Below are 22,641 nucleotides of genomic sequence, written 5' to 3'. Positions count from 1 at the left end.
CATAAGCCGCTTTTACTATCATCTATAGAGTCCTTATGCCAATTACATCAAAATATAGTGACGAACAAGTTGAAACAATTCTGACGGAAATTGCTGCTGTTCTTGATAAACATCAATCATCATCTGAGTTAACATTGATGATTGCAGGGAATATTGCCACGAATGTCATCAACACCAATGTGGCCGCGAAACAACGCAAATCGATTGCGGAGAAATTCTCACAAGCGTTAATCTCGTCAATCGAAGACTGAGTTCATCATCAACGGATAAATAACAGAACATCACATGGTAGATAGCGGAAATACATACGGCGAACGCGTATCGCGCTTAGTCGGTTGGGGGCATTGGTTTGCCTTCTTTAATATCATTGCTGCAATGTTGATCGGTACGCGGTACATCGCTCAATCACCATGGCCAGAAACCTTCCTAGGACAACTGTATCTGTCTGTTTCTTGGGTGGGGCATTTTGGCTTTTTGGTTTTCGCGCTTTATCTCCTCATTCTGTTCCCACTGACCTTTGTGATTCCATCGAGGTCAGTGTTTCGATTCTTTGCGGTGTGTTTTTCCACCACCGGGCTCACCGTACTACTGATTGATACCCAAGCCTATCAAATCATAAATTTACATTTAACGCCTGTGGTTTGGGAATTATTATTTAGCGATAAAACCAACCGTCTGAGTACCGACCTCCAACATCTGTTTGTGGTTCTCCCCTTGATTTTCTTGCTGGAGTTGGGCCTGTCTGAATGGGTGTGGCGTAAGCAACGTAAACTGTCACATAAGCGCATTGGTCGCCCCATGGCGGCGGTCTTTTTTGTGTGCTTTATTACCAGTCATTTGATCTACGTATGGTCTGATGCGTATTTCTATGCACCAGTCACCAGTCAAAAGTCGAATTTCCCACTGTCGTACCCAATGACCGCGAAATCCTTTATGGAAAAACATGGCTTGCTGGATCGCGAGGAATACCGTAAGCGGTTAAAAGAAAACCAGAAACATAATGTGGATCTTGTCGATTATCCACGAGAAAAGATTCAATTTGGCCGCCGAGCAAACCAACTCAATGTGTTGCTGGTCAGCGTCAATAATTTGCGTGCAGATGCCTTAAACACAAAACTGATGCCGAATACCGCGGCCTACGCCCAACAAAATCTGCAGTTCCTGAACCATTACAGTTCAAGTAACGATATGTACGGTATTTTTGGTTTGTTCTATGGGCTGCCGAGCAGTTATGCCAGCAGTATCATTGCCCAAGGTGTCGCGCCTGTGATGTTAGATGTGTTTAAATCCCATCAATATCAGTTCGGACTGTTTAGTGGTGATAACTTTGCCGATGACTTGTACCACGAAACCATGTTCCGCAAAGTGGCGATGCAAAAGCAAACGTTCATTAAAATGTTGCCCCACGACGTACAAACCATCGATCATTGGGCGCAATGGGTACAACAACACCAAAACACACACTGGTTTAGCTATCTTGAGCTAACGTCAGTGTCTGATTTCGATAATTTCCATAATTCGAGCTCAAAAGGGTCACCAGCGAAACGTCTGATGAGTGACTACCACTACTCAGTTCGTCAGGCCGATCATGAGCTCGCGACTTTATTCGCTAAAATCGATGAATTGAAATTAAATAATAATACTGTGGTGATTATTACGTCTAACCACGGCATGGAATTCAACGAAACGAAAACCAACAGCTGGGGTTCAAACAGTAATTACAGTCAATACCAGATTAAAGTACCCATGGTGATTCACTGGCCTGGTAAGCTACCAGCACAATTTGTTCACCCATCGAGCCATCTCGATCTTTCCGTGACCTTGATGCAAGATTTAATGGGTGTCTCTTCGAATCCGAGTGATTTCAGTAGTGGTCGGAACCTGTTCGATGAAACCAAGCGTAAGTGGATTCTCGCTGGTGATCAAAAAGAATTAGCGCTAGTCACTGGCGATAAAACCACCGTGATTGATAAGTTTGGTAACTTTAAGCTCTACGATAAAAATTATCATCGTATTAAACATCAAAGCCCAACGTTGCCTGTATTATTGCAAGGGTTAACCGAGCTGCAAAGATTTTACTCAAAAGATAATTAAATCAAGCACCTCAATAAAAATTAACGGTGTTTTTCATCTTGACGAGGCCAAGAAAACTGGTATGCTTTGTTGCATCGGACTGTAGCGCAGCTTGGTAGCGCACCGTCATGGGGTGTCGGGGGTCGGAGGTTCAAATCCTCTCAGTCCGACCATACACCTAAAAAAGAGAGAGCTTAGGCTCTCTCTTTTTTTATCTCCAATATACAGTGCTTGGACACAACAAGGCTACGCTCCCTGTCAGTAATTGCTAACCACCGATTCTCTATTGCTTATCCAATATCGTTCGATAAGCACTCGCGTTGAAACGCAGACTCACCTATCATTGACGCTCGACTGTTACTTATTTATTGCGCTTAAAGAGGTTTTTATGGAAGCCGTCAAACGTCCCGTCAATAAGCATCCTGCCTATCATGCTCATGTGTATTTTGATGAAGTGACGCTCGCATTTGCCCGTCAATTATGTCACCAGGCTGGTGACACATTTCCTGTAAGCATTGGCCGAATACATGAAAAGCGGGTTGGCCCACATACGATGTGGAGCTGTCAAATTGCATTTTCTAGTGAGGTGTTTGATGCCATTATTCCATGGTTAGAGGTGCACCGTGCAGGCCTGACTGTCTTTGTGCACGGATTGACTGGCAATGCTCTCGCCGATCATACGATACATGCATACTGGTTAGGCGATCCCGTTGCCCTAGATCTCTCCAAATTGGCGTAAGGCTCCGACCGTAAAGCATAAAAACTTAAAGCGCGTTCGACAGGATAAAAAAACGCCCCAAACTCAGTTTGAGGCGTTTGACAATTTTCCCACGATAAGACGCTATCGTAGGACTATCGAACCATTAGGCGTTAAGCTTTTTAATCAAAGCTGTCGCCGTTTCAGCAGAGGATTGAGGGTTTTGTCCTGTAATTAACAAACCATCAGTCAACACATACGATGTCCAGTCATCAGACTTCGAATACTCACCACCATTTTCTTGCAGCATATCTTCCACAAGGAAAGGCACAACATCCGTCAATTGTACCGCAGCTTCTTCAGAGTTGGAGAAACCAGTGACCTTTTTACCTTTGACCAATGGCTCGCCTTGCGCATTTTTCACATGGCGAAGTGCGCCAGGTGCGTGACATACCAAGGCGACAGGTTTGTGTGCCTTGATGGTGTCTTCAATAATCGCAATAGAGGTTTTGTCTTCCGCAAGATCCCACAATGGACCGTGGCCACCCGGATAGAAAACCCCATCGTATTCATTGATGTCGACTTCAGAAAGCGTCATCGTATTGGCTAGACGCTCTTGTGCGATAGGATCTTTTTCAAAACGACGAGTGTCCTCTGTTTGAAATTCTTCTCCCGCACTACCCGGATCAAGTGGTGGTTGACCACCCGCTGGAGATGCAAGTGTCATTTCAACGCCGGCATCTTGCATTGCATAATAAGGCGCCGCTAGCTCTTCTAGCCAGAAACCGGTTTTATGGCCCGTATCACCTAACTGGTCATGCGAGGTAAGAACAACAAGTACTTTCATGTCATCTCCTTAAAGATTGATTGGCTCTCGCCCTGTACGTTTCAGCGAATTTGTCGATATCACGATATCAAACTCATTAACCAACACCTTCTAAAAACATAGGTAGAACGATGTCTATATACAATGATTGGGGGGAGGATGATAAATATCAACCCCTCGTCATTCACATTATTGAGCGATTGATGAATAACCTTAACGTGATGATTGGTACTTAACCTCAAAATACGTCATCATAACGACTGATTTTGAATCACTTTTTTCATTTGGGGGAATCATGAACCTGCTCTACTTATTGCTCGCTTTCGTCAGTGGTATGGGGTTATCCATTCAGGCCGCGGTGAACAGTCGGCTCAGCTCTGGAGTCAATGACCAGCCGCTCATGGCCGCCTTCATTTCCTTTACTGTGGGAGCCATTTGTCTGGGCATATTGGCGCTAGTCCAAGTACAGTGGTCGGGAATGAGTCAACAGCTCGCAGCTCAACCTTGGTGGCGCTGGGTTGGTGGAGCGATTGGCGCCATGGTGGTATTTACTAGTATCTTTTTGGCCCCTCGTATTGGAATTACTAACACGATGTTTTTATTCATTATAGGTCAGTTAATCACGGGGATGCTGATTGATAGTTTTGGATGGATACAAATGCCAATACGACCGATTTTTTGGTGGAAGTATGCTGGATTAGCTCTCATGCTAATTGGACTGTCGTTATTTATGTTTGGTGAGCGTTTATTCGGGTCCTCTTAGTCAGACCAAAACAACGCTATAGCCCCATAAAGTGCGTATTTCGGTGATTGCGATCGCTTGTTTCGGTTTATTCCGATCACCTGATCCTGTCATTTTTCTCTCTTCCTATTTTTACTCTAAGTGATCGGATTGCGCCAGTTTTCTCATTGATTCACCTCCCAGTTCTATTCGATGACTATTGTGTACCAGCCGATCCATGAGAGCATCTGCGACGGTGGCGTTGCCGATCATGTTGTACCACTCTTTTACAGGTAATTGGCTGATGACGATTGTGCTGCTGTTTTGGTAACGATCTTCAAGCACTTCTAATAAGTGGCCCGCGTGTTCCTGAGTCAGTTTTTCCATCCCCCAGTCGTCGAGGATCAGTAAGCCTTTCTTAGCCAACGATTGAAGTTGTTTTTGATAGCTGCCATCCAGACGTCCTGCGGTCAGGTCATCAAGCAAGCGAGTTAATCGGTAGTATCTGACCGTTTGTTGTTGGTCGCAGGCACTGGTTGCCAGTGCACAACCAAGATACGTTTTACCTGCTCCTGTTGGGCCTGTGATCAAGATGTTTTGGTGCTTGTGTAGATAACTGCCCGTTAGTAGTTCGCTCATTTGTTTACGGTTGAGGTTTCGTCCCTCCTTGTAGACGAGTTGGCTCGGCTGTGCATCCACTCTTAATTTGGCTTGTCGTTTTAAGCGTTGGATTTTGGTCTGATTGCGATTCAAGATTTCGCTTTCCAGAAGCAGGCTTAGTCTCTCCTCGAAGTCCAGCTCTGCGTAGGTCGTCAGTTGCTCTTGTTGCTGCTCTAACGCTTTCGCCGCATGGCTCAACCGCAGGGTTTTTAGTTGGTTATTGAGTGTGTTCATATCCTTTCTCCTAGTGATAACAGTTCGGGCCACGGACATTGCTATGAACAAGGTTCGGCGTGCTCGTGTTGTCTTTGCTCAGTTGTCCTTCTCGATTGTTTTTCAGTAGATTGTTTATGAAGGTGTAGTTCGGTTTTGTCAGCATCAGCGCATCTTTACAGGCTTGCTCTAAGCGTGATTCACCATGCGCTTTACTCAGATTGAGCAGCCCAAGGCAGGAGCGATACGACTGCTCTGGATGAGGTTTGGAGTTGAGCATCTTATTGATGACTTCTCGTGTAGCCGGGCCGATATTGGCTCCCCAGTTGAGCAAGCGTCCAGGGGACCACTTTTGATGTTGATGGTTACTTGGCATATGCTCTGCGTTGGTGCTATTTCCTCGCTCTCGTTGGCTGCGTGGATGTTGAGCGACCAAGTTACCTTGGTGGTAGATCTGCACCAGACGATTGGTGGCTTCTAGCTCAACATAGTGGCCAACAAGTTGATGGGGAACCGAGTAGTAATGACGGTGATATTCAATGTGATAATCAGGCCCAACTTTGGCTCGCTTGGTTTCGGTATACAGATAACGCTGTTTGGGGAGAGGCTTTAACGCTGGCTTGTCGAGTTTATCGAACAATGATTGACGACTCGCGCCATACTGTTTCATCTCACGTTGGTTTAACTCATTCATGAGTTCTCGGATAGCGAGATTCAGCGCCTTGAAGGTATAGAAGGTTTGGTGTCGCAGCCGCATCATGATCCAGCGTTCCACTAGAAGCACGGCATTCTCTGCTTTGGCTTTGTCTTTTGGTTTGTAGGGACGAGCTGGCATTACGGCGGTTTGATAGTGATTAGCTAGTTTTTGATAGCTGTCGTTAAGTCTCGGCTCATAACGATTGGCTTTGGTGACCGCGCTACGTAGATTATCGGGAACCAAGAGCTGTGGTACACCACCGAAGTGTTCGAACGCATTAGCATGCGCCTCTAACCAGTAGGACTTACCTTGGCTCGGGAAGGCTTCAACATAGGTGTAATTGGATGCGCCTAAGGTCGCGACGAACACTTCCGCTTCACGCACTTCTCCTGTGTCAGGGTTGACCACCTGAAGCCTTGGCCCACAGTAATCGATAAACAGTTTATCACCCGCGACATGAAGCTGGCGCATGCTGCGCTTTTGCGTTTTGAACCAGCGCGTGAAGTGCTCACAGAACTGGGTGTAAGCGTAAGCTTGTTCTTGATATTGCTCATGATATTCCTGCCAGAGCAACATTTTCGTCATACCTTTACGTCTGAGTTCAACAGCGTATTGAGTGAAGTCTGGCATGACTTTATCGCGACTGGTTTTCTTATCGTGATACAGCGCTTGCGTGAGATCAGCATCACTGCAACTTTCGGGTAGAGGCCAGCCAAGCTGGCTTTGTTTAAAGCGAGTAAGGAGTTCTGATATGGTGGACGGGCCGAGTTTAAGGCAAGAAGCGATGCTGCGATTTGAGAGACCGCAGTCGTACTTAAGGCGTAATACCTCTTTGATTTTGTTCATTGGAGTTCTCTTTTTGGCCATTGTCGCTTCCTTACGTTCTTGATTAAGAAGTAAAGAATAACGAGCTATTGATTTAAAAGAGAAAAAATAAGGATTTCGGGCATTCCGATCGCGGTTTTCGCTATTCCGATCACCGATTTCGGAGTTAGGCTAAAAGTGATCGGATAATCGCGGAATCAGTGATCGGTTTAAACCGAAATGGGTGATCGGATAATCCCGAAATGACTGATCGGAATGCTCCGAAATATGCACATAAAGCAACCTGTGCGCCAACTTCCAGCGTTGAGGAGAACATCGCCGGGTTGTTATGCGGTGCGGTCTTTAGTGTGATGAATGGACTCATAGCACGCGATTATCGCATCCGACTAAGCCATGCTACTGCTATTGACCTACCAAGCTTATTAATGTGTCAGACGATTGACTGATAGTATGAGATTCGTGATTCAAAAAGTGGGAGAGAGATGAAAATGGGTATCGAGGAGAAAAGATAAAGAAGCAAAGATCATGTTGGGAGCATGGCTTTGTCACTGGATTTTTCACTGAGCTGTTGTGAATTCCTCAGGCTGAAAAATAAAATGTTTCTTTATCTCTTTTTTCTTATGTCTTTGCACGCATGCATCAAGACATTCACTTGGCAGCAAACACTGCATCTAGCACATCATTGGATTGCAACCTATCCAATGGTTAATCTGTTAATTAATTTTCGTTAGTCGATGAATTTTCAGTAATTTTTTGTGTTTCTTTTTTGATTTTTTGCTCTTGAGAGTGTTGAAACCAAATACGCTTACGTCCAGTTGAACGGCTCATAATATTTCCTTACAGGTACGATGATTTATTCCCACAATAACAGAGCAATATGACAAACATATGTCGCTGTTACTATAGTTATTCGACGCTAATAAAAAGGAGAAGAATACGGGATATAAAACAGAGGTGTTAATGAGAAATGACACGCTTAATACGTGTATTGATATGCAGACAGTTGTGGTGAAAGATTAACGCAGATAACCGACGTTATCTGCGTTATTCAAAATCTTATAGCGCTACAACGTTAGCAGCTTGAAGACCTTTTTGACCTTGTTCTACGTCAAATTCTACTTTTTGACCGTCAGTCAAAGTTTTGAAGCCTTCAGAAGCGATAGCACGGAAGTGAACGAATACGTCAGCACCGCCATTGCTTTGAGTAATAAAGCCAAAGCCTTTCTCTTCGTTGAACCATTTAACTAGACCTGTTGATTTTGCGTTAGACATTTTGTGTCCCTTATATATAAAAATTAAAAGTAATTGCCGCAAAAAATTTTGCGATACACTGTAGGCATGAATTATTTAATGGTTAGATGAAGCTAAGGAAACACTAAGAACGACAACAGTTACGATGGGCTACTGAGAATTTAACTTTGACTCGATTTTACATTTAATAACTCTGAACTCCAGAGCAAGGCTAGTATCTGCTTATTCCTATGCTTTGTAAAGCGCTAATTTCCGTTAATTGAAATTAATTTTTGCAAAGCAGCTGATTGGCAGTAACCAACCTACCGCTGGCATTCTAAAGATGTCGGCGGTGCTGTCAACCATACAAGAGAGAGATAGCTCAAAGGCTATCCAACTCTCTGCGCATCTACAAGGAGCGCGCCTCGACGCAAGGCGCATTAGTCTTGCCATACTCGCTTCGCGATCGCTTGTACTAGCTCGATTTTAGCCCATTGCTGTGCTTCGGTGAGTTCATTCCCTTCTTCCGTAGACGCAAAACCACATTGTGTACTGAGGTACAAATTCTTCAACGGCACATACTCACTCGCTTCTTGAATACGGGCAATGACCACCTCGGCCGATTCAAGCTCAGGTACTTTCGATGAAATTAAACCCAACACCACTTTTTTATCTGCGGCTAAATGGCGCAAAGGCGTAAAATCCCCTGCACGCTCGGTATCAAACTCTAAATAAAAAGCATCAACATTCAATTGACCCAACAAGACTTCAGCAACGGATTCGTACCCCCCACTTGCCGCCCACGTCGAGCGAAAGTTCCCACGACACACATGTGTCGTCAGCACTAAATCATCTGGCGCGCCCGCTAATGCCGCATTATTAATGCGTAGGTGCGTATTCAAAATCTCGTTAAGAGCGGTGGGCGTATCGAAGTGGTGATCATCACCGCATCCACAAGCCTCCACTAATTGACCTGCCGTTTGCTGGAATTTAGGGTCGGTCAGCATTCCCCAAGTACAATCATCCAACTGCAGATTTCGACAGCCAGCAGCGTACACATCTTGGATGATGGTTTGATATGCCTTCACGATATCTGCAAAGAGTTCTTCCTTATTAGGATACACTGCTCGCGTCTGAGCGCGATTAGGCTCTCGCTCCAATTCTTTGAGAAATTGAGCCGGAGCGGGAATGGTTAACCGAGGGACCACACCTTCTTCAGAAAACTGTTTCAGATAATTAAAATGGTCAATAAAAGGATGGTTCTCACCCGTAATCTTTCCGGTCAGAGCCGCACTTTCCGCCCGCGATTTTACAGTCGCAAACGTATAGCCCTCACCAATGCGCACTTTTTCAACCCCACCCAGCCCCCACATAAAATCGAGATGCCACCAGCTGCGTCGAAACTCTCCATCAGTAATCACTGATAAACCTAATGCTTTTTGCTGAGCCACTAATTCTTTAATCGCTTTATTTTCAACGTCCGTCAGCTCGGCTTGAATCAGTTTTCCTTCAGCAAATTCTTGGCGCGCTTGGTGAAGGTACTTAGGACGTAAAAAGCTACCAACAACGTCGGCGCGAAATGGCGCTTGACCAGACATACAGAAATCCTCATAAACACAGTAATTGATATCAATACGTTACTGTTGATACGCGAGAAAAACGAGTGATGGTTCTGCATACTGATTATGAGCGCTTTTCATGATGTGGCAGGGCACGGTTGAATAAAGCAGGTCTTCCCTGCTCTATCCACGCATAGCATGACGAGATTCAGCGATGTACATTTAATCTGGCTGAAAACGCTCGATGGAAAATAGCGACAGATCAAAATCAGGAGATTTATCGAGCACCATGTCCGTTAATACTTCACCGATGACACTCGCAAATTTAAAACCATGACCTGAAAAGCCAGAGGCAATCATGACATGCGAATACTTGGGGTGATGATCAATAATAAAATGTTCATCGGGAGTTCGTGTGTACATACACGTTTTACCGACATGGAACGGCCCAACTTGCGGCATATATCGACTCAACAACTGATTGAGATCGGAAGTATCTTGCGCTTGAGAAAACGGCACGAGCGGAGTGTTGGGTTCATGGGGTTCCCCTTGATCGTGACGCCCTATTTTCAATCCAGCACCATCAATACTTGGAAAGCCATAATACATACCCTCAGGAATGTCCCAAGAGAATGCAGGAAAATGCCCCTCTCCGTAGAGCTCATCAGGCGCATCATACCAAGCAAATGTTTTCCGTACAGGAGAAAGAGGAAGATCAAGGTCTAGCATCTTCAATAAATCGTTAGACCATGCTCCAACTGAGACCACCAATTTTTTTGCGCTAAATTCTTTCCCTTTGGCTGTCACGATGACCGAATTTTGTAAGACGTTAATATCGCTAACCCGAGAATAAGTGTTTAGCTCTGCGCCTTGCTCCTGAGCTAACTGACGATACGCTTCAATGGCCTTTTCACACCGTAAGACCCCTGACGTCGATTCTAGAACGGCGACAAACTCTGACGGAAGCGCTAAACCTGGATATCGCGCATTCGCTTGTTCGGCACTCAATACTTCAATAGGTAATTGATACTCTTCGGCGCTGGCAATGAGCGTTGAAATGAACGGCCGTGTTCGCTCACCGATGTTAAGCACACCGGTTTTCAAAAAAATTGACTGCTGAGACTGGTGTTCTAACTCTTCCCATAATGTTTGTGCTCGCAACGCTAACGGCACATAATCCTTTCCCTCTCCGTAAGCATGACGAATGATGCGGGTTTCTCCATGGTGGCTAGCATGAGAATGAGGGGGATCAAAGGCATCCAATAACAACACACGCTGACCGTGTTTCGCTAAGAAATAGCCGGCGGCCATTCCCATCGACCCTGCTCCAACTACAATCACATCGTATTGCATGATGACTCCTTGTTCGTAGTTCCTGTTGCTTCGAGACTATCACTCCCCTTACAGTTTGCAACCCAACCACAGTTTTAAATACTTGCACAACAACGAAGTTGACCAGATAAGCGTGATGACAGACATAAAGGGAGGAAGAACGCTGACAGAAAAGAGAGCAAGGAAATACACACGCGCAACTTTCATCGTAAAGCGGCGCGCATGAAAATAACAAAAGATGCCATGCTTACTTAGATGCGGCACCTTCGGTGGTGATGCGAATCTCTACGTCATCACTGACATTCGGTACGTATTTATCAATGCCGAACTTCGAGCGTTGAATCGTCGTTGTGGCATCAAAGCCAATCGCGGGCACTTTCGCCATTGGGTGCTCGCCTTGACCATTCATGGTGACTTTCAATGTCACAGGCTCGGTATGCCCTTTCATCGTCAGTTTGCCATGCACATCGTAGGTTTTATCTCCCGTTGCTACTACCTTATCGCTAACAAATGTCGCGTCAGGATAATGGCCAACATCAAAATACGTTTTGTTTTGAAATTCTTTATTAAGCGCTGGGACTCCACTATCGATCGTTTTTATCGGGATCGAGACCTTTACTGAAGCCTCTTCAGGTTCGTCCTTATCAAACACCAAGGTACCAGTGACACCATCAAAAGTCGCGACCGGATGAGAGTAACCAAAGTGACTCCAAGATGCGACAACACTCGTATGCCCAGGATCCAGTTGATACGTCTCTGCACTAGCGACACCGCTCATACTCGCTAACCCAAACAGAGCCGCCCCACATGTGAATGTCTTTAACGAATTTATCATTGCCTTATTATCCTTTCTTGGCTGTATTGATTGCTCTCACTCTATCGCTACCATTAAGAGTTTGTACAAGAGCAATGAGCTATGTGAAAAACTAGCTTAGTTTTCCTTACGAAGACTTTCGTTAAGGATTCTTGATTTGGTTGTTCTAATTTTTCGAAGGCATTCATAACGTAGAAACTATGTGAAGAGAGGACAATGGTGCCTTTAAAATGCTTAACGCACTAGTTCCTAATATTAATCTATCGACAATGAGGGGAATGAGGTGAGTGATCGTTGTTTTTTATTCGTACAGCGCCAATCACCTGCTATATAACACACGAAAAAGTCACTCAATCATATGAGTGACTTTGATTATAATTCAGTCGTTTGATGGCTATCGATATACCGCTAACCGATTATCCTATTCCTGCCATTATGGACTCATGACTAAGTTTGGTAGCCAAGTGACTAATTGGGGGAAACACATCACAATCATTAAGACCAACACTTGAATGGAAATAAATGGCAGTACGGCTTTATATAAATCCATCATGGTCACACCTTTAGGTGCAATACCTTTAAGATAAAAAAGAGCGAACCCATACGGCGGAGTTTGTACCGCAATGACAATATTTAATATCATGAGCACGCCAAACCATATCGGATCATAGCCTAAGGATACGGCTACTGGTGTAAAAATAGGCGCGCACATCAGCACAATAATGTACTCATCGATAATGAACCCAAGCAATATCATGATCACTTGAAACATCATAATAATCACAATGGGAGGCATGTCTAAGCCCGCAGCAAATTGCGACACCATGCCTTGTACGCCCATCAGTAAATGGAAATTGCTGAATACAGAAGCGCCAACCATAATCCACATCGCGACACTGACTAACACAGCCGTTTGTTTACTGGCTCGAGCAACCATCTCCGGTTTAAAGCGTTTAAATAAAATGGCTAAGAGAAGTGCCCCCATGACGCCAAGCGCTCCGGACTCTGTTGGGGTGGCGACTCCCATGATGATACTGCCAAGCACTACGACGATTAGTGCCAACGATGAGGCCCCATCGCGGATGGTGCGCATCACCTCGACTCCTTTTGGCATCTCGAAATCATTATCTTGATCTAAGGGCGCGCGCTCCGGACGCAAACGGCAGGAAATGATCACATAACTGATCAGAAGAACAATGGTTATCAGCGCTGGAACCATCGCCCCTAAGAACATTTTTCCGACAGAACTTTGCGTAGCAGAGGCAAACATAATCATAGGAATGCTTGGCGGGATCAAAATCCCCAACGATCCCCCCGCCATGATCACACCTAAGGCCAGTTTTTTATCGTAGCCACGATCCATCATCGGTTTGAGTGCAATACTGCTTGAGGTCATGATCCCTGCCCCAATGATCCCCACCATAGCGCCAATCATTGAACAGACGCCAATAACGCTGATCGCCAGTGAGCCACGCAGTTTACCTATTGCTAATTGACTGGCATTAAACATGGCATCACCAATACCAGAACGCGTTAACAGTTGTCCCATGTAGATATACAGGGGAATCGCCAATAGTGTGAAATTGAAAAACGTGCTTTCTACCGTCGAAGGCACAATATTAAATACGGCATCGCCCCAAGAAAGATAACCCACGCCCATCGCAATGCCGCCCAATGCCATACCAACCTGAGCGCCTAAAATAAAGGCGACCATGATACAAGCCAGTAATACTAAAGTGAGTGTCTCAATGCCCATGGGCGCTCTCCTTATCCTTCAGGGGTTGCATTACCGCACTTTCAACGGCAATCTGCTCTGGTCGTTCATCATCCCATGACGTTGCCAGTAATTCTTTACCGCACACTAATGCGTAGAGATGCCCGATTAACTCAGTAGAATATTGAGCAAGAAAAAGGCCAGCGGATACGGTTACCATGAGCCAAAAATGATGCATGGGTGGCGCCCATTCACTTTGAGTTCGATAGTTTAAGTTCACCGCTTCGATAAATTTATCCAAGCACGTACTCATCATGATCCACAAAAAACCCATCGCCAGAATAACGTTTACTAAATCGAAGACATGACGTCCTCGGCGAGACAGTTTTCCATACACGATATCAACATTGATATGCCCCCCTAACCGTTGGGCATTCGCGCCTCCTAAAGCGCCAATATATCCAAATAAGAAAAGTGAGGTATCATAGCCCCAAATGGTCGGCTGATTGAGAATATAGCGAGCAAAAACACCATAAGCGACAATCGCGGCCAATAGTGGCAGTAAATACGCAACGGATCGTCCAACCAACCCAACGACATATCGAACACAGCGGCAGTATGTTCTTAAAATACATTCCATAGTGAACACTCCCGAACATGGAAAAACAGGCGCAGAGGCCTGATTAACGCTTCCCTGTTACTGTTGTTTTTGTAAAATAGTGATCAGCTCTTTTGAGTAAGGGTTCTCTTTCGCGTACTCTTTAGCGAGCGACGAACCAGCGGCTTTCCATGCTTTTTTATCCGCATCAGAAGGTTCTGGACTCCATTTAAGCCCCTGTGCTTCCATTTCTTGCAGCGCTTGCGATTCCCATAATGTCGATTTGGTGATTTGTTCAATCGCATGCTCAGCCGTTGCCCCTTTGACAATCGCTTTTAAATCATCGGGTAATTTATTCCAAGCTTTGGTATTGACGAGAATAGGAAGAACTTGTGCGCCAGCCACAGGCAATCGATACATATATTTAGCTACTTCGACGTGATTGCCATCACGATGGTCAATCATATTGGACCCGATAGAGCCATCAATCACGCCCGTCGCCAAAGAGGTGTAAATTTCACTCCATGATAAAGACACCGGTGAGGCGCCAAGATTGCGCAAGAATTTACCATACGCCCCAGGCGCACGAATCTTCATCCCCTTGAAGTCTTTAATGGATTTAATCGGCTTTTTAGTAATGACATAAACCGCGGGTTGGATGTAGGGTTCTAGCCAAGTAATACCTTGCTCACCATAGGCTTTTTTAAGAATCTGCCCCCATCCACGTTCATGAAATAACGTCATTAATTTTGCGGTATTTTGAGTGCCACCAGGAAGACCGATTTCAACCACACCCGCAGGGAACTCTCCCGCATTCATCGATTGGAAAGGCGCTCCCATCGTGATCAAACCGCTCTTTAACGCGCCAAATATGCCAGAAGTTCCAATGCCTTCACCTGAATACAGTACTTGAACATGAATACGACCATTTGACATGGTTTCAATATTTTTCGCTAAATCTTCATAGACCTCGCCAAACGCAGTGCCCCGTCCATATAAGTTCGCAAAACGCCAATTATATTCTGCAGAAAACACCGAGAACGATGCCGATAATGCACTCACACTCAGTGAGGCGGTTAACAATACTTTAGCCAGTTTCTTTCCTTTTAAACCGAACATAAAAATACCCCTATTTAAGATTGTCATTCATATATCCATCCGTCATCAATATGAAGAATCACTCAAAAATACGATAGAACCAGATCCATTATTCATATGGTACCAGTTTGCCCCTTTCTTGCTGGTACCATGTAAATCAGTATCTGGTACTTATTTATCGACCTCGTTTGCCCTTAACATTTCTGGCATTGGAAAAATAATGAGTAATCAAGATGAATAACATTAAGAACACCTCACTCTTAAGGGCAACTTGTTCTGCAAACGATGATGCCATTGCGATATTGAATCCGGCAAATGGTGATGTCTTAACACATATCCCCTTAATCTCAGTGAGTGACATTCATAAATACATTGAACGCTCCGTCCTTGCTCAAAAGCAATGGCAGTCGACGACCGCGGCAGAGCGAAGCGTTATTTTGCAACGTTGGTATGAATTAATGCTCGAGAATAGTGACGACTTAGCGCGTATCATGACGCTCGAGCAAGGAAAGCCGCTCGCGGAAGCGAAAGGGGAAGTGATGTATGGTGCCTCTTTTGTACAATGGTTTGCAGAAGAAGGTAAACGTACCTACGGTGATACCATTCCAAGCCCCTCCTCCAGCAAACGACTTGCGACGATTAAACAACCTGTCGGGGTTGCCGCAGCGATTACCCCTTGGAACTTTCCTATCGCAATGATCACACGTAAAGCGGCTCCAGCGCTGGCAGCAGGATGCAGCTTTATTGTCAAACCGGCCAATCAAACCCCGCTGTCTGCCTATGCAACCGCAGAGTTAGCCTATCAAGCAGGATTACCTCGAGACCTGCTTATCGTGATCAACCATCATTCTTCAGTCGTTATCGGCGATGTCCTGTGTGAACATCCTGATATCAAAAAATTATCGTTCACAGGCTCAACCGGTGTGGGTAGCCAGCTTCTTAAACAATGTGCTTCTACGCTCAAACGCACCTCGATGGAATTAGGGGGGAACGCCCCATTCATCGTATTTGATGATGCCAATATCGACGACGCAGTCAAAGGCGCCATTGCTTCAAAGTTTCGCAATGCTGGTCAAACTTGCGTCTGTGCTAACCGTTTTTATATCCATGACGCTATTTATGACACCTTTGTCGAAAAATTCACCCAAGCCGTTTCTGAATTACGTATCGGCAACGGGCTAGAGCCTGGGGTGAGTATCGGCCCATTAATCGATGAACGCGCCAAACACGATGTCCTGAGTTATATCGATAACGCCGTCTCACAAGGGGCGACCATTCATTATGGCGGCGACTCGCTAGATGGGCTTTTCGTGACACCAACGGTCCTCACTCAGGTCAGTCAAGAGATGGATATTGTACAAACAGAACTCTTTGGGCCGATTGCTCCTCTGATCCGGTTTTATGACGATGAAGAACTGCTCACCCATGCCAATGACACGATTTATGGGCTCGCTAGCTATTTTTATACTCAATCGATTCACCGAGCTTTGCAGATAGCCGAGAAACTTGAGTTCGGTATGGTCGGGATTAATGAGGGGCTGATTTCGAATGAAGTCGCGCCATTTGGTGGCGTCAAACATTCAGGGTTTGGTCGTGAAGGCGCGAAGCAAGGCATTGATGAATATATGAACATCAAATACCTCTGCTTCGGTGGTTACTAAACAAGGAGGATACCGCTATGCACTCAATCAATAAGGAACTCATCATGACAAATGCACAATGGCAATCGCGCAAAGACAAAGTCATCGCAAAAGGGATGGCCAACCTCGCACCGATCTACGCAGCCAAAGCAGACAATGCCACCATTACTGATATCGAAGGGAATGACTACATTGACTTTGCGGCAGGCATCGCGGTAGTCAATACGGGACATTCTCACCCTCAGATCGTCGCCGCCGTTCAGAAGCAATTAGAAAATTTTAGCCATACATGCTCAACAGTGACGCCCTACACTAGCTTTGTAGAATTGGCAGAAAAAGTCGTCGAGATTACCCCATGGCAATATGATAAAAAAGTCGCCTTTTTATCCACAGGCTCTGAAGCCGTGGAAAATGCCGTAAAAATAGCTCGAGCTTATACGGGCCGCTCAGGGACTATTGCCTTCAAAGGGGGCTTTCACGGTCGCACCAATTTATGTATGGGACTGACTGGCAAAATGAAACCTTACAAAGTCGGTTTTGGTCCGTTTCCCAATGAAATCTATCATCTTCCCTACCCGAATGCTTACCACGGTGTGAGCGAAGCGGACAGCTTAGCCGCATTAGACGATTTGTTTAAATACGACATTGAACCCACACGCGTAGCGGCTCTGATATTCGAACCCATACAAGGCGAAGGTGGCTTTTATCAAGCCCCCGCATCATGGGCGCAAAAAATTCGTCAGCTCTGTGATAAACATGGGATTGTTTTAATCTGTGACGAAATTCAAAGTGGTTTTGCCCGTACAGGGAAAATGTTCGCGACGGAACATATCGGGATTGAGCCGGATTTAATGACCATCGCTAAAGGTCTTGGTGGTGGGTTTCCAATTTCAGGAGTCGTAGGCAAAGCAGAGATCATGGACTCGGCTCATCCTGGCGGAATCGGTGGTACTTACGCTGGCTCCGCTTTGGGTTGTACCGCGGCACTTGAGGTCATTGATATCATTCACAAAGAAAAGCTGTGCGAGAAAGCACAACACGTCGGTCTATTATTCAGAGAACAATTGGTCGCCATGCAGAATAGTCTCCCTCACATTGGCGATATTCGCCAAGTCGGAGCCATGATTGCTATCGAACTGAATGATCCTCAAACCGGGGAGGCGTTACCCGAGCTCACTCAAGCTTTGGTGAAAAACTGTCATGCTGCCGGAGTCATTTTGTTGTCCTGTGGCATAAAAGGCAATGTCATTCGCTTCCTGCCCCCTCTGACTATCGACTCAGAGCTTGTTGTGAAAGGCTTGAGTATCATCCACAAACAATTGCAGATTCTACTCAAATAACACCGGTTTTGTGGGATTGGCACACTACGTAATAGTAGACATCTCCTGTGGTGTGCCAGCATTATTTCCATATGATTTTCTCACTCATTACAGCAACAGGGAATGTATGCTAAACCGATATATACACCTTGACCCGTCTCATTCCACGACGCTACAAGATCAGATAAAAAGTGGTATCACTCAAGCCATTTTTGAAGGATTTGTTTCCAAAAATACACCGCTCAGTTCTTCCCGTCGCTTAGCGCAACAATTGAATGTGTCACGTAATACGATTTTGCGCGTTTACGAACAGTTAAATGAAGAAAATATTTTAATTTCCGTTGAGCGCAAAGGGTATTTCGTCAATCCTAATTTAGAAATCTCGCCCTCAACAACGCACTCAATACCACCATCACCAACGTCCATCGTTTGGTCCGATTTTTTCAATACCGAGACGACCCTCAGCCTACCAGCCACCAAAAACTTGAAGCACTACCGCTATAAATTTATTAGCGGTATGGTCAATACTGAATTGTTTCCTGTCGCAGAATGGCGCAAATGCAGTTTGCAATCGCTCAATCGCATCAACCATCAATTATGGACCTCCAAACCCAATGATAACTCCGAACTGATAGAACAAATTCGAACGCGGGTACTCACACGCCGAGGAATATTTGTCGATGCCTCCCATATTGCGGTAACACTAGGCTGTCAAAATAGTCTCTATTATTTATCCAAGCTATTGATCTCAAAAAACACAACGGTCGCAATAGAAAATCCAGGCTACCCAGAAGCCTGCCATCAATTCCAAGCCCAGCAAGCCAAACTATTACCTATTGATGTCGACGAGCATGGTTTGCAAGTGGATGAGCGACTCAATCAATGTCATATTGTCTACACGACACCGAGTAACCAAATGCCGACAACCGTGCGCCTCGCACCAGAGCGACGTCAGCGTCTGATACAACAAGCGGAACACTCAAATTTTTTAATCATCGAAGATGATTTTGAGCACGATATCAGTTTCTTAGAACACTCGAGCCCAGCATTAAAAAGTGACTACCCCAGTGATCGCATCATTTATATTTCGAGTTTTACGTCGACCATCGCTCCGGGGTTACGCATTGGTTATATTGTCGCAGCGCCGCCGCTAATCGCACAAATAAGAGCATTACAACTACGTACGCACAGTTGCCCGCCCAAAAATAATTGTCAGACTCTGGCGTTATTCATTAGCTTTGGATATTACGATGCACTATTACAAAAAGTGAGAAAACACTATCGAGAAAAATTATTAACCATAGAAAAAGCGATGAATTACTACTTTCCTCAATCAGGCGTGACGCCCTCTCTTGCAGGAACGGCTTTCTGGGTCAATTACAAAGCTGAATTCAATGCCAAACAATTGGAAAAACTGGCAGAGCAACAAGGTATCTTGATGGAGAATGGCAGTCGCTATTTCTTTCATAACACAAAGAACAACTGCTTTAGGCTCAGTTTTCAATCGATTGAAACTCAACATATTCGAGAAGGAATTCGTCAGCTATCGGCATTAGCCAAGCAGGTAATGCCTATTGCGCGTCTTGAAGAGTGCCACGCACCACGTTTAACAGGGTCACAAATTAAAGCCCTGTTATTAAATCGCACTCTACTCAGTAAAGATTGTTTTAACATTCCCTACCGAATTTCCTTTTTAGGCGGCAGTAAAATGACGGGCGTCTCGGAACGGCCCAACGATATCGACGAAGGATATTGGTGGGTAGAACACGATAAGTTCGTCTATCAGTGGCGTAATTGGCAGTTTTCAGATATCCGCTACATTACCATTGTCGTCGAACAGGGCGAAATTAAGCGATTTGATGAAGATGGATATTTCATTGGTGAAGCGAAGTTTGTCGAAGATGCAAACAGTGCGTAGTCCATCGTAAGGACTCACCATAAGGTCCGGTCTCTGGTCATGGCTTCGACTTGTCGGTCAACATTGAAACGGTCTAATACCTTAAACGCAATGAAAAAAACCGCTCACAACGTGAGCGGCTTTTTGACTGGAAGACTGTCAACACGATCGATTATTGCAGATTGTTGGCCAATTGCTCGTTCGATGGCGTTCCCCAGTTCAATACTAACTCATTCGTCCCGTAGTAGTTAGACACCGTTTGGTTCAACCAACCACGGACTTGATTTAAAGAGACAAACAAACTTAATCGATCGTAAGGCAGTTTCTCACCATTCGCTAACCGCGTGTTACTGCTCGCCATGGCGGAAATGATACCGACCAATTCTCCACGACTATTAAAAGCACCACCGCCACTCATCCCTTCACGAATAGGAGCATCAGTGACACTGGCTTGGCAATGTTTGAAATAACTATGATTCGCAAAGTTCAAATCTAAGCGATATTTTCCTTCGCCTTTAAGTAAATTTCCTGTGCCATCTTTACCATAAGTGGTGATGTTTTCATTCGTGTACACCAATCCTAAATCTGGCAACAAAGCGCCGCTGTTATTGCTTTTCACGATCGCAATATCACATTGAGGGTGATACGCGATAACGTTATCCCAGTTGAGTTTCGCCACATGAGCAGCCGTTAAGCTCAAATCACGAGTCAACGGAACACTGGACCCGAAGCCTTGATAAAGTAATGGGATACCGACCATCTCATAATCAATGGCGGGAGTGGCTTCGTGACTCTCAACTTTCGTTAAAGGGCCATTGCTGCTCGCACATCCAACCGTAAGTAAAACGAGAAGGCTCAATACAGTAGAGCGATAAATTTTAGATGCAGAAACCCGAGAGCAAAACATAGACACCTCATGTACTCAAAATAATGGCGAACCTAATAAATTTGGGAGATGCGCATCTCGGAGAGGTCAAGAAGTAAAACCAGTGATGTTCTCGACTTGATTGAATTGTATAGGCGGGAAGCGAGATTACAATCGGCTAGCCAACGAACAGCCATAAAGGAGTAGTCCGCAAAAAATGGCACTTTCTCAATTCTGAGACACCAATAATAAACGGTTTCCATTTAACTCTTTGATTACATTTATGCAAACTCCGGTAGAGCTCGTGTTCATCATGATAAAGAGGTATAGGTACTCCATAAGAGTAAAAGAATAAAATTATCAATTAGAGGTAACCATAAATCAGACATTCCTTCCTCTAGTTAACCATTTCTCGTGATGAACACAATCGTAAAATCATGTCACAGATAGCAGTGAGTCTCGGGTAGGCCATCAAACAACCCAGTATGCATTTTTCTATACCCAATAAAAAATCCCCTCGAAGAATACTCCGAGGGGATCAAAGGATTGTTGCTTATTACTCGCTGCTGAAAAGCAGAACAACTAACGTAACAATTATCGGCCTAAATAGTTCATGAGCCATTGCATCGCTGGACGTGGTGATCCATTTTCATAAATCAAACCACTACCATCAACCCAAGTCCGCCCGACAACATATCCCCAAATCGTAATGCCAGCTACCGCATCAGAATTGTAGAACAATGGGAACTGCTGTCTCATCACGTTCAACTGTTCTTGATCATTGGACTTGGCCACATCATATTCAGAAATATAAATCGGCCCGAATTCAACTGCGAAGTGCGACACTCTCCAATATCAAGAAGCTAAAGCCATCTCCTCAAATATAATGGCTGCCTGCTTGAAGCCTAAACACTTTCTCGGACGGTAATTTATCCGCGATAAAGCGAACTCTATATCGATGTCCGTCACTGTCGTTAGATCGGTTCCTTTCTTCACATATTGCCTTAAAAGACCGTTCGCATTCTCATTAGCACCACGCTCCCAAGAACTGTACGGATGAGCAAAGTACACATCAGCCTTTAATTCTTTTGCGATGGTTTCATGACCTGCAAACTCTCGCCCGTTATCTGCCGTAATGGTATGGACATGTTTCTTATAGGGCTTCAGTAGCTCTATTGTCGCTTTGGTGACATCATCCGCTGACTTAGATGGCACTTTCTTTACCACGTAAAATCGAGTCTTACGCTCTAAAATAGTCACCATTGCACCTGTACCATGCTTACCTAGCACAGTGTCGATTTCCCAGTCACCAAACCGCTCCTTACTGTCAACGATGCTTGGTCTATCATCAATCGAAACGGCATTTTTTATCGCTGGAGCTTTCTCTTGTTTACCTCGGCGATACCGCTTATGACCTTGTCTCAAGTGACGATATAACTTACCGCCCAAGCGTTTATCTTGAGCAACAAAGCGATAGATCCACTCATGACTGACAGATGCACCAATTTTCGTTAATACATTAGAAATCTGCTCTGGACTCCAATCTGTTTCTAAAAGAAGGCGGATAAAATCGACACGTTCCTTTGGTATTCGGTATTTACGTGCTGTTTTGCGCTTTTTGGTAGACGACATCTGGGCTTCGTTAGGGCAATAATGCTCTCCCTTCCGACCGCGTTTAAGCTCACGGTATACCGTCGAGCGGTGGCACTGAACTGTTTTAGCTATTTCAGGAACCGAAATTCCCCGTTCCAAAAGAGCAGAAATCTGGTATCTTCTGCCTTCGGTCAACTGTTGATAATTCATGGTAGTACTGCTTGTTTCTTTGGCGAGAAGAGCGTACCACTTTCAGCAGTTGGCTTCCTC

The 22,641-nt window shown here is 44.9% G+C and carries 20 protein-coding genes and 1 tRNA gene; 8 read left to right on the top strand and 13 right to left on the bottom strand.

Annotated features, from left to right (window positions below; genetic code table 11):
- Positions 1 to 35: 35 nt before the first annotated feature.
- From EAE30_RS09760 to EAE30_RS09745, 4 genes are all read left to right on the top strand, one after another.
- On the top strand, positions 36 to 251 hold the full coding sequence (locus tag EAE30_RS09760) for a YejL family protein (RefSeq protein ID WP_123015744.1): 216 nt from the start codon (positions 36 to 38) through the stop codon (positions 249 to 251).
- Between the two features lie 34 nt (positions 252 to 285).
- A complete protein-coding gene (locus EAE30_RS09755; RefSeq protein WP_123015743.1) occupies positions 286 to 2,094 on the top strand; it encodes a DUF3413 domain-containing protein in 1,809 nt (602 codons plus the stop codon).
- A gap of 75 nt (positions 2,095 to 2,169) precedes the next feature.
- Positions 2,170 to 2,246, top strand: a tRNA-Pro gene (locus tag EAE30_RS09750).
- Positions 2,247 to 2,461: 215 nt separating this feature from the next.
- Positions 2,462 to 2,812, top strand: coding sequence for a DOPA 4,5-dioxygenase family protein (locus EAE30_RS09745; protein WP_123015742.1), 351 nt, complete (start codon positions 2,462 to 2,464; stop codon positions 2,810 to 2,812).
- A 124-nt stretch (positions 2,813 to 2,936) separates the two neighbouring features.
- Here the strand turns inward: EAE30_RS09745 and EAE30_RS09740 are convergent, their stop codons facing one another.
- Positions 2,937 to 3,617: a type 1 glutamine amidotransferase domain-containing protein gene (locus tag EAE30_RS09740; protein ID WP_123015741.1), complete on the bottom strand. Its 681-nt coding sequence runs from the start codon at positions 3,615 to 3,617 to the stop codon at positions 2,937 to 2,939.
- Between the two features lie 274 nt (positions 3,618 to 3,891).
- On the opposite strand from EAE30_RS09740, the gene EAE30_RS09735 reads away from it, so the two are divergent.
- On the top strand, positions 3,892 to 4,359 hold the full coding sequence (locus tag EAE30_RS09735; protein WP_123015740.1) for a DMT family transporter: 468 nt from the start codon (positions 3,892 to 3,894) through the stop codon (positions 4,357 to 4,359).
- 111 nt (positions 4,360 to 4,470) lie between these two features.
- Here the strand turns inward: EAE30_RS09735 and istB are convergent, their stop codons facing one another.
- The 9 genes from istB to EAE30_RS09690 all read right to left on the bottom strand — a co-directional run bounded on the left by istB (position 4,471) and on the right by EAE30_RS09690 (position 15,078).
- Positions 4,471 to 5,211, bottom strand: a complete 741-nt coding sequence (istB, locus tag EAE30_RS09730; protein ID WP_123014102.1) for an IS21-like element ISVch3 family helper ATPase IstB — start codon at positions 5,209 to 5,211, stop codon at positions 4,471 to 4,473.
- 10 nt (positions 5,212 to 5,221) lie between these two features.
- A complete protein-coding gene (gene istA / locus EAE30_RS09725; RefSeq protein WP_123015249.1) occupies positions 5,222 to 6,754 on the bottom strand; it encodes an IS21 family transposase in 1,533 nt (510 codons plus the stop codon).
- A gap of 1,014 nt (positions 6,755 to 7,768) precedes the next feature.
- Positions 7,769 to 7,984, bottom strand: coding sequence for a transcription antiterminator/RNA stability regulator CspE (gene cspE, locus EAE30_RS09720; protein ID WP_077311733.1), 216 nt, complete (start codon positions 7,982 to 7,984; stop codon positions 7,769 to 7,771).
- A 398-nt stretch (positions 7,985 to 8,382) separates the two neighbouring features.
- The gene (locus tag EAE30_RS09715; RefSeq protein WP_123015739.1) at positions 8,383 to 9,540 is read right to left on the bottom strand and encodes a 5-methyltetrahydropteroyltriglutamate--homocysteine S-methyltransferase; all 1,158 of its coding nucleotides are present in this window, start codon (positions 9,538 to 9,540) and stop codon (positions 8,383 to 8,385) included.
- Positions 9,541 to 9,723: 183 nt separating this feature from the next.
- Positions 9,724 to 10,854, bottom strand: coding sequence for an N-methyl-L-tryptophan oxidase (gene solA / locus EAE30_RS09710; protein ID WP_123015738.1), 1,131 nt, complete (start codon positions 10,852 to 10,854; stop codon positions 9,724 to 9,726).
- A gap of 226 nt (positions 10,855 to 11,080) precedes the next feature.
- The gene (locus EAE30_RS09705; RefSeq protein ID WP_123015737.1) at positions 11,081 to 11,668 is read right to left on the bottom strand and encodes a YceI family protein; all 588 of its coding nucleotides are present in this window, start codon (positions 11,666 to 11,668) and stop codon (positions 11,081 to 11,083) included.
- A gap of 412 nt (positions 11,669 to 12,080) precedes the next feature.
- A complete protein-coding gene (locus EAE30_RS09700) occupies positions 12,081 to 13,403 on the bottom strand; it encodes a TRAP transporter large permease (RefSeq protein WP_123015736.1) in 1,323 nt (440 codons plus the stop codon).
- The gene (locus EAE30_RS09695; protein ID WP_123015735.1) at positions 13,393 to 14,001 is read right to left on the bottom strand and encodes a TRAP transporter small permease subunit; all 609 of its coding nucleotides are present in this window, start codon (positions 13,999 to 14,001) and stop codon (positions 13,393 to 13,395) included. Before EAE30_RS09695 ends, EAE30_RS09700 begins: the two co-directional genes overlap by 11 nt.
- 57 nt (positions 14,002 to 14,058) lie before the next feature.
- A complete protein-coding gene (locus tag EAE30_RS09690) occupies positions 14,059 to 15,078 on the bottom strand; it encodes a TRAP transporter substrate-binding protein (protein ID WP_123015734.1) in 1,020 nt (339 codons plus the stop codon).
- Between the two features lie 212 nt (positions 15,079 to 15,290).
- On the opposite strand from EAE30_RS09690, the gene EAE30_RS09685 reads away from it, so the two are divergent.
- From EAE30_RS09685 to pdxR, 3 genes are all read left to right on the top strand, one after another.
- Entirely contained in the window at positions 15,291 to 16,718 is a 1,428-nt protein-coding gene (locus EAE30_RS09685) for an NAD-dependent succinate-semialdehyde dehydrogenase (RefSeq protein ID WP_123015733.1), read from the top strand.
- 44 nt (positions 16,719 to 16,762) lie between these two features.
- Positions 16,763 to 18,037, top strand: coding sequence for a 4-aminobutyrate--2-oxoglutarate transaminase (gene gabT, locus EAE30_RS09680; RefSeq protein ID WP_123017320.1), 1,275 nt, complete (start codon positions 16,763 to 16,765; stop codon positions 18,035 to 18,037).
- A gap of 106 nt (positions 18,038 to 18,143) precedes the next feature.
- Positions 18,144 to 19,934: a MocR-like pyridoxine biosynthesis transcription factor PdxR gene (gene pdxR, locus EAE30_RS09675; RefSeq protein WP_123015732.1), complete on the top strand. Its 1,791-nt coding sequence runs from the start codon at positions 18,144 to 18,146 to the stop codon at positions 19,932 to 19,934.
- A gap of 151 nt (positions 19,935 to 20,085) precedes the next feature.
- Here pdxR and EAE30_RS09670 read toward each other — a convergent pair whose 3' ends face one another.
- The 3 genes from EAE30_RS09670 to EAE30_RS09660 all read right to left on the bottom strand — a co-directional run bounded on the left by EAE30_RS09670 (position 20,086) and on the right by EAE30_RS09660 (position 22,581).
- The gene (locus EAE30_RS09670) at positions 20,086 to 20,820 is read right to left on the bottom strand and encodes a S1 family peptidase (protein WP_123015731.1); all 735 of its coding nucleotides are present in this window, start codon (positions 20,818 to 20,820) and stop codon (positions 20,086 to 20,088) included.
- A 552-nt stretch (positions 20,821 to 21,372) separates the two neighbouring features.
- The gene (locus EAE30_RS09665) at positions 21,373 to 21,624 is read right to left on the bottom strand and encodes an endo-1,4-beta-xylanase (RefSeq protein WP_123015730.1); all 252 of its coding nucleotides are present in this window, start codon (positions 21,622 to 21,624) and stop codon (positions 21,373 to 21,375) included.
- Positions 21,625 to 21,633: 9 nt separating this feature from the next.
- Positions 21,634 to 22,581, bottom strand: a complete 948-nt coding sequence (locus tag EAE30_RS09660; RefSeq protein WP_123014135.1) for an IS30 family transposase — start codon at positions 22,579 to 22,581, stop codon at positions 21,634 to 21,636.
- Between the last annotated feature and the right edge of the window lie 60 nt (positions 22,582 to 22,641).

Origin of the sequence: Vibrio zhugei, assembly GCF_003716875.1 — a bacterium.
Taxonomy (GTDB): Bacteria; Pseudomonadota; Gammaproteobacteria; order Enterobacterales; family Vibrionaceae; genus Vibrio; species Vibrio zhugei.
This window is presented reverse-complemented; position numbering and strand designations above follow the sequence as displayed.

Bases quoted from the DNA above. Each gene is read 5' to 3' on its own strand.
- EAE30_RS09760 (WP_123015744.1), top strand. From the start codon at position 36: ATGCCAATTACATCAAAATATAGTGACGAACAAGTTGAAACAATTCTG.
- EAE30_RS09755 (WP_123015743.1), top strand. From the start codon at position 286: ATGGTAGATAGCGGAAATACATACGGCGAACGCGTATCGCGCTTAGTC.
- EAE30_RS09745 (WP_123015742.1), top strand. From the start codon at position 2,462: ATGGAAGCCGTCAAACGTCCCGTCAATAAGCATCCTGCCTATCATGCT.
- EAE30_RS09740 (WP_123015741.1), bottom strand. From the start codon at position 3,617: ATGAAAGTACTTGTTGTTCTTACCTCGCATGACCAGTTAGGTGATACG.
- EAE30_RS09735 (WP_123015740.1), top strand. From the start codon at position 3,892: ATGAACCTGCTCTACTTATTGCTCGCTTTCGTCAGTGGTATGGGGTTA.
- istB (WP_123014102.1), bottom strand. From the start codon at position 5,211: ATGAACACACTCAATAACCAACTAAAAACCCTGCGGTTGAGCCATGCG.
- istA (WP_123015249.1), bottom strand. From the start codon at position 6,754: ATGGCCAAAAAGAGAACTCCAATGAACAAAATCAAAGAGGTATTACGC.
- cspE (WP_077311733.1), bottom strand. From the start codon at position 7,984: ATGTCTAACGCAAAATCAACAGGTCTAGTTAAATGGTTCAACGAAGAG.
- EAE30_RS09715 (WP_123015739.1), bottom strand. From the start codon at position 9,540: ATGTCTGGTCAAGCGCCATTTCGCGCCGACGTTGTTGGTAGCTTTTTA.
- solA (WP_123015738.1), bottom strand. From the start codon at position 10,854: ATGCAATACGATGTGATTGTAGTTGGAGCAGGGTCGATGGGAATGGCC.
- EAE30_RS09705 (WP_123015737.1), bottom strand. From the start codon at position 11,668: ATGATAAATTCGTTAAAGACATTCACATGTGGGGCGGCTCTGTTTGGG.
- EAE30_RS09700 (WP_123015736.1), bottom strand. From the start codon at position 13,403: ATGGGCATTGAGACACTCACTTTAGTATTACTGGCTTGTATCATGGTC.
- EAE30_RS09695 (WP_123015735.1), bottom strand. From the start codon at position 14,001: ATGGAATGTATTTTAAGAACATACTGCCGCTGTGTTCGATATGTCGTT.
- EAE30_RS09690 (WP_123015734.1), bottom strand. From the start codon at position 15,078: ATGTTCGGTTTAAAAGGAAAGAAACTGGCTAAAGTATTGTTAACCGCC.
- EAE30_RS09685 (WP_123015733.1), top strand. From the start codon at position 15,291: ATGAATAACATTAAGAACACCTCACTCTTAAGGGCAACTTGTTCTGCA.
- gabT (WP_123017320.1), top strand. From the start codon at position 16,763: ATGACAAATGCACAATGGCAATCGCGCAAAGACAAAGTCATCGCAAAA.
- pdxR (WP_123015732.1), top strand. From the start codon at position 18,144: ATGCTAAACCGATATATACACCTTGACCCGTCTCATTCCACGACGCTA.
- EAE30_RS09670 (WP_123015731.1), bottom strand. From the start codon at position 20,820: ATGTTTTGCTCTCGGGTTTCTGCATCTAAAATTTATCGCTCTACTGTA.
- EAE30_RS09660 (WP_123014135.1), bottom strand. From the start codon at position 22,581: ATGAATTATCAACAGTTGACCGAAGGCAGAAGATACCAGATTTCTGCT.